A 7,363-nucleotide genomic window follows, 5' to 3' on the forward strand; every position below is an offset into this window, starting at 1 on the left:
CGTTGTATCACAACAAAAGTTTCGTATTACGATAACAAGCATGCTAGGCCACTCTCAGCACCTGCTATTCATAGCATTCAGATCAAGTTAAGGAAATACAAATGCAGAAAATTGAACAGCTTCCAATGCCTCCTAAATCGGGTTTTTTGGGGCATGTGAGTTATTTGAAGAAACCCAATGTTCATCAACAGATGCTGTCTTGGGTGAATGAATATGGTGCTTATTTTCGTTTGAAACTGGGAATGAAGGATGTAATGGTTCTCTCTGAACCCTCTCAGATTAAGGCGATTTTAAAATCGAGGCCAGATGACTTTCGCCGTTTGAAAAGCATTGAAAGTGTGTTTGAAGAAGCAGGGCTTAACGGTATTTTTTCTGCAGAAGGTGATCGTTGGAAACATCAGAGAAAGTTGACTGAACCTATGTTCCAGCCTAGCCACCTTAAACATTTTTACCCTAAGTTAAGTGTGATTACCGAACGTTTAAGAAAGCACTTTGAAAAGTTATCAGAATCAGAAACTGTCGTTGATTTAGTTAGCGAATTCAAAAAATACACAGTAGATGTCACATCATTGTTGGCTTTTGGTGAAGACTTTAATTCGATTGAGCAATCAGACACTCCTCTCGGAGAAAGTTTGCGACATGTCTTTCCTGTGATTAGCCAGCGCTCTAAGTCTCCTATTCCTTTATGGCGATTTTTCAAAACCAAGAAAGATACTCAGTTCGATGCAAGTTTAGAAGAGATCGGTCATTTTGTATCGACTTGTATTGATAAGCAGCGCACGCGTTTGGCTGAGTGTCCTGAACTTAGAGAGTCGCCAGAAAATATGCTTCAAATAATGCTGCTGGAACAAGAATTGGATACATCACTGACTGATCGAGATATTCTAGCGAACGCCATTACTCTGTTATTAGCAGGGGAAGATACCACAGCAAACACTCTTGCTTGGATGGCGTTTCTTGTGAGTGGAAACCAAGGTAGCGAGCAAGCTTTACAAAGTGAACTGGCTGATCTGGGAGAAGCTTCTGTATTAGAGTGGCCGATCCCTCGGGTTCCCTACATGACAGCAATTATGTATGAAGCGATGCGCCTTAAACCTGTGGCTCCTCAGCTTTACCTAGAGCCGACAAAAGATACTTATCTTGGTGATTTTGAAATAAAAAAAGGCACGCCTGTTTTCGTAATACTGCATGCTAACGGTTTTGATCCCGATTTGTTTGAAGATCCAATGTCGTTCGATCCTAATCGTTGGATAAATAAAAAAGGGGCGTCATTTTCGAACCTTCAACCATTTGGCGGGGGGGCAAGGCTTTGTCCGGGTCGTTCACTCGCTATTATGGAAATAAAATTGGCGTTTCATTCTTTATTTAATGAATTTACGTTAGAGCCTCAGCAAGCTCCTGAAGATGTGTTCGAACAGTTCGCGTTCACCATGTCGCCTGTTGGATTTAAAGTCAAAATTAAAAAAGTTGCTGATGCTGACAAGAGGAATATCAAGCTTTAACCGGGCAAGAAGGACAACATATGGATGACCTAAAGCTGGAATTAAAGTGTACCTTTATCCAAAGTAAGTGGCTTGGTGAAGAAGATAGACGGAATTTGAGACGTGCTTTTAAATATCTTCAATTAGAAGAAGACTTTTGTTCTTTAATCGATAATTATCCCGCAAACGATCTTATTATGGAACTCAAATCTCTTCTTCTCAAGTGAGGTTGGCATTGCCCTCTCCTAGGGGGTTTGTCGCGAACAAGGGTGGTAGGTTCTGATCATACTGCAGTCCGTTCGTTACTATATTTCCTACAAACTGAGCTACCGTGAAACTGAAGAGGTGTTAGGTGAGCGCGGCATCATGTTGACCACTCAACATTGAACCGTTGGGTCATTAAATACGCTCCCCTGTTTGAGCACCAGACACGTAAAATAAAGAAGCCAGTCGCTTCTTCGTGGCGAATGGACGAGACGTACATTAACGTCAAAGGGCAAGTGAACTACACCAGAAAATCAGTACTTTTCATTTCTACAAAACTTTGCGACACAACCTACTTGGGCACTATTCATTTACGTTAGCAGATCAAGTGATGAAGGGGCAGCTAAGGCCCCTGGAAAATCCTTCAGGTTTTGATGATTGGCCTTAGCGTACGTTTTCGTTCCATCGGACTTCAAACCCCGTGAAGTGGATTATTCTTTTACGCAACAAAGCCACACAACCCCTTCAGGCGTGGTGACTCTGTACAAGAAAAACATCAATCACAACCCTTTCCCGCAGTCTGTGTCATTGCAAACTGTAATCTAGCCTTCAAAATTAGTCGCTTTTCTTCTTTTGTCTGAATTCTAAGAACCTTCCTTATCAATTCCATATTATGTCTTCACCGCTTTACTTAGTGAACTCCAAATTTTGATGATTCAGAACAGATTGAATGGGAACGGGTACTGAAGTGAGAGCAAGAGTGTTAGTTAGCTTCATTGGTTTATAAAAATGAAAACCCTGAAATAAGACATGCGCCTTTTTAGGAAGTAGCCGTAAGTGTAGAGGTGTTTCCACCCCCTCGACAATCAAAGTAACACCAATAAGCTCTGATAGTTTAACCATAAACTTAAGTGTTTCACTAGCCACAATATCATTTTGACATTTTTTTAATAGCGACTTATCAAGTTTGATAAAATCAAAGTGCTTTTTTGATAAAAGGTTAAAGTTAGAATAGCCACAGCCGAAATCATCTATAGCAAATCGAAAACCTGCTTTCTTAAGGAGTTCGATATTTTCTTTAATATTACCCCCTGAAAGCCCTTCACTATATTCAACCATTTCAAATATAATTGATGATCTTAATCCTGGGGCACCTTTGGTTGATTCCATCACATCATCATAAAAACTAACGATACTTAGATCAGTATGGCTGATATTAATACTAAAATTCGGTAATGTTTTTTCAGTGGCCATCGAATATTCTATTAATTTATTAAAAATCATCATGGTTAATGCATAATGTAAATGCGGTTCCGTTGCCAGTAGAGGCATGAACGACCCAGGCCCTCCATATTGTGTACGTTTCCATCTAAGGAGAATCTCCCAGAGATAATCCTTAGATGTTCTCATACTATAAACAACGGGTTGGTAAAAAAGCTCAAACTGAGCACCACCTTGTTGAATGTCACTATGCAAAGCTTGAATTACATGACGCCTATTGACACTTTCATTATAGTCATTAACATTATATACATATAAACCATCAACACACTGACATGATTTATTGACGCTGTAAGCCATTCGTCTAAATAGCTTATTTTTATCTAGAGGTTGAACGAGGCTAGGGATTTTCATACTGGCAACAGAATAGTCTAACATTATTTTTTTATTATCAACCTTCTTTTCAGACGGTAGAAAATATTGTATTTTTTGTTGCTGTTCAATTATATCCTTTTCCAGAGCAGGATTATCACTATCGAAAATAATAATAATATATTTACCTTCAAACAACCCCATGATACTCGGTGAAAGATTTTCACTAAGATGGCAATGTAATTCGTATTTGATTATTTTACTCGTTTTAGAATCGAAAAACTTATAGAAATCTGCAGTTCTCCCAACGCAAATTACATGCATAACACTGTGATTTTTATTGTTTTTATTAAGTAGTTTTTTTTGAATGTAATTAATATTAGGCAAATCTGTTTCTTCACAAAAAAGATGCTTTAATGATTTTTTTTTTTGTTCTCGTTCCAGTCGTTGTTGAAAAAAAGATAACTTCTTTTTATTTTTTGATGATTTCATGCAAAACACCAAACATAAAATCACCACCATCAAGAAAAGTAAGCCAGTCATAGATACCCCCAAAGTGTGATGTGAGTCATAAAAACTCACAACAAGAAGTGAATTGTCTCATATTTGATAAAATATCAAATCTGACCACTTTAAGCCTGTAGGAGCCCAAAAAACACCTTGACTTTTTAATAAACAATTAAAGATTGAAATTCAAACTCAATTATCGGTTGTGTCGCAAAGTTATGATCAAGTACGAGCATACTGATTTTTAGATGCAATTAGGCTACTAGTGCGTAAAATTGCTCCCAAGCAGATAAGCCTTCAGTATTATCGAGCTGACCATTATTACTTATCGGCACAATGCCTTTGTTGTGTAATTCAATTGATCGATCTGCTCAGTTACATTCGTTACTCCTCGTAGCCCCATGCCTAAACCTCGTTACAAAATAACCAACTGGAAGCAATACAAGCAATCACTTATTAACCGCGGTTCTCTGACCTTTTGATTGATGAAAAAGCGATAGCGGGTGGTCGCAAAGCAAACAGAGTAAACGCGGGAGGCCACGTCGGTTCAGTGATTTAGCTATCACGACAGCGTTCATGGTGAAACGAGTTTTTTCTACGCCACTGAGAGCGCTGCAGGGTTTATCGACTCGATATTTAGGCTTGCCCATGTTCCGTTAAGTTGTCCGCACTACACTTGTATTAGCCGAAGAGCAAAGCAAGTTGATATCTCATTTAAGATAAAAACGAGAGGTGTGATACTGCACTTAACTATTGATACTACTGGCCTTAGTTTTTATGGCGAAGGCGAAGGCGAATGGAAAATCAAAAAGCACGGGACGAATGGTAAGCGTAGAGTAGTCTGGAGAAAGCTGGATATTGCAGTCAATGCAAGCACTCATGAAATCATTGCAGCAGAGCTAAGTTTATCGACGGTTACAAATGGAGAAGAGGCAGCCTTTTGGGAACGCGGTCATCCTCGAAATCTCGCAGTGGGTTGCCAGAAATTATACAGTTCAAATAAGTATTGAAAAGAGCGGTATGGTTACAACAAACGCTCACTCTCAGAAACAGCAATGTATCGAATTAAACATTCGCTTGGTGGCCGTTTAAGTCTAAAAAATTACAATGCACAGGTGGGTGAAACTTACGCAATGATAAAAGCGTTGAACAAACTTACTGGGTAGGCATGCCTGATACTTGTCGTGTTGACTAAAAAGCATGCGAAACGGTTTCGCTCTATCTCTAAATTTAATTACGCAACAAAGCCCACTACGAACATAGATCCCGACTTAAACGACGCCCTTAATATCCGTGATAAAGGCCTTCTAGAATTAAAGGCGGCTGGACAATCGTCTCTGCTTATAGAAGCTGCGTAAGTCTTGATGCTATCGAACAACGGCTAACGAAATAAGAAGCACTGCCTGATAGGGCGGTGAGTCGTCAATTAAAGAAGCTTATAGGTTGTTTGATTTAAATTTTGATGATGATTGGAATAAAAGCACTAAAAATAAATGACACATCGGATTTGTTGTTTATAAAATTTACCCTACTATCCGCCAGCTCAATTAATTCGAGCTAAATAATAAATAATCATGAGGAAAATGTTATGTCTATTACTTTTCAAGGAAATCCTGTTTCAATTTCTGGTCAACTCCCTAAACCTAATCAAGTAGCTCCTAGCTTTACGCTTTGTGACAAAGATTTAAATGATCTAACTTTAGAAAGCTTAAAAGGTAAAAATATCCTATTAAATATTTTCCCTAGTATCGACACTCCTGTCTGTGCAACAAGTGTTCGTAACTTTAACGAAAAAGCAGCCAATTTAGATAATACTATTGTGTTGTGTATTTCTGCCGATATACCTTTTGCTATGAATCGTTTCTGTGGTGCAGAAGGAATTGATAATGTAAAAACGGCTTCTTTCTTCAGAGAGCCTTCTTTCACTGAAAACTTCGGCGTAAACTTAAATGAAGGTGCACTAAAGGGATTTTCAGCAAGAGCAGTTATCGTAATTAATAGTGAAGGTGTTGTAAAATATAGTGAGCTTGTTCCAGAAATCACGACTGAACCAAATTATGAAGCAGCAATGGCAGCTTTGGTGTGATTATGCGTAAATTACTTGTTCTTGCAGCTGCTATATATTCAACAAATACTTTGGCGCAGTTTGAAACAACTCAAGCTAGCGAGAGTTTTGGGATTAATCAAGTGGTAACACTTGAACAAAATACCAAATTTGATTTAATTGGCTCTACATTAAAGGTGGGCGATTTAATGCCCTCAGCTCAATTAATTACTTCAAATTTAAAAAAATATGATACAAGTAATAAAAGTCAGTCAATAAAAATATATAATATACTCACATCAGTCGACACCCCAGTATGTGTGCAGCAAGGTATTGAGCTTTCTCAATACATAAAAAACAATACCGATGACCTTTATAATATTGAATTCTACGCAATTAGTGCAGACACGCCTTTTGCTCAGCAACGGTTTATTAAATAACATTCTATTGAAGGAGTGACGTACCTTTCTGATTCTATAGACCATCAATTTGGACTAAACACAGGGACTCAGATTAAACAGTTAGGATTACTTAGCCGAAGTATTATTGTAACGGATACTAACAACAAGGTTATTTATGCCCAACGAGTACCAGAACTGACAACTATCCCTAGTTTAGGGGAAGCAGTAAAAGTAGCGTTAGCTAATCGTTAGCATTTTAACATTAAGAGGCTTAGGCCTCTTTCTTAAAATCATATCTGATTAATTAATTTTTTATTTTTGGTGCTTAAATTAATATTATTATATCTATGAGTTTTTCGAGAAAAATTATAATTATTATTTCAATTTTGTTGTGTTTTTTTACTTTTAAAACAATTAGCAATATGTCAATCTTTATAGAAAACCTACCAACCATCCAAGAGGCTAACTATTTCCCATATAAGAACACTTTATCTTCTTTACTTGAGACGATTAAATAGTACGATTAACTATATGTAAAAATTCAAACTGAAATATTGGGAGTCTGGATATTTTAAAGGGATGTAATTACGCGTAAAATTATAGTGGTAACTCCTCCAGCTGCGAGTAGTTCATCGAGTTTAATTAATATGATTAGGTTAACATTTTCACCTTAATTCAGTAAAGGACTACTCCACTTATCCCACTGAGATAAGAACTATTTTTAGGAGCAATGTCATCCTCACAACCTGATCTGGGATCGCCAAAAATTTTCTACAGTCCAAATAAATCTTTAGAGAAAATATGTATAATCAATTTAAAAATAACTATTTATTGTTAGTTATAGGCAATCCAATGGTTGAAAAATCGATTGGAGTAAAATAGAAATTATCTAAGGTTTATAATAATGAGTATAGAGCGTTTATTCTTAATAACCAGAAAAATACTCCATCATTCAAGATTATAGAAGTATTATGAATTATTTTTGCCATATTGGAGAAAGTCATGTCGTTAAAAGTTGCATTAAATTTACTAGAGGAATATCAAGCTTTAACTGGGCAAGAAGGACAGCATATGGATGACCTAAAGCTGGAATTAAAGTGTACCTTTATCCAAAGTAAGTGGCTTGGTGAAGA

The 7,363-nt window shown here is 37.1% G+C and carries 3 protein-coding genes and 4 pseudogenes; 6 read left to right on the forward strand and 1 reads right to left on the reverse strand.

Annotation, left to right across the window (positions count from 1 at the left end; all coding sequences use genetic code 11):
- Positions 1-101: 101 nt before the first annotated feature.
- Positions 102-1,502, forward strand: a complete 1,401-nt coding sequence (locus ACED25_RS16915) for a cytochrome P450 (protein ID WP_017097118.1) — start codon at positions 102-104, stop codon at positions 1,500-1,502.
- Between the two features lie 258 nt (positions 1,503-1,760).
- Positions 1,761-2,005: pseudogene (locus tag ACED25_RS16920) on the forward strand (IS6 family transposase); the annotation flags it as partial.
- Between the two features lie 367 nt (positions 2,006-2,372).
- Here ACED25_RS16920 and ACED25_RS16925 read toward each other — a convergent pair.
- The gene (locus tag ACED25_RS16925; RefSeq protein ID WP_371695740.1) at positions 2,373-3,770 is read right to left on the reverse strand and encodes an EAL domain-containing protein; all 1,398 of its coding nucleotides are present in this window, start codon (positions 3,768-3,770) and stop codon (positions 2,373-2,375) included.
- Between the two features lie 576 nt (positions 3,771-4,346).
- Between ACED25_RS16925 and ACED25_RS16930 the strand changes: the two are divergent.
- The 4 genes and pseudogenes from ACED25_RS16930 to ACED25_RS16945 form a co-directional block, all read left to right on the forward strand.
- Positions 4,347-4,510: pseudogene (locus ACED25_RS16930) on the forward strand (transposase); the annotation flags it as partial.
- A gap of 201 nt (positions 4,511-4,711) precedes the next feature.
- Positions 4,712-4,980 (forward strand): annotated as a pseudogene (locus ACED25_RS16935) (IS5/IS1182 family transposase); the annotation flags it as partial.
- Between the two features lie 393 nt (positions 4,981-5,373).
- Complete coding sequence (tpx, locus tag ACED25_RS16940; RefSeq protein ID WP_017098871.1) at positions 5,374-5,871, forward strand: thiol peroxidase; 498 nt, start codon at positions 5,374-5,376, stop codon at positions 5,869-5,871.
- 2 nt (positions 5,872-5,873) lie between these two features.
- A pseudogene (locus tag ACED25_RS16945) lies at positions 5,874-6,482 on the forward strand (peroxiredoxin).
- Positions 6,483-7,363: the final 881 nt, after the last annotated feature.

Origin of the sequence: Vibrio sp. 1F263, from assembly GCF_041439035.1 — a bacterium.
Classification (GTDB): domain Bacteria; phylum Pseudomonadota; class Gammaproteobacteria; order Enterobacterales; family Vibrionaceae; genus Vibrio; species Vibrio tasmaniensis_A.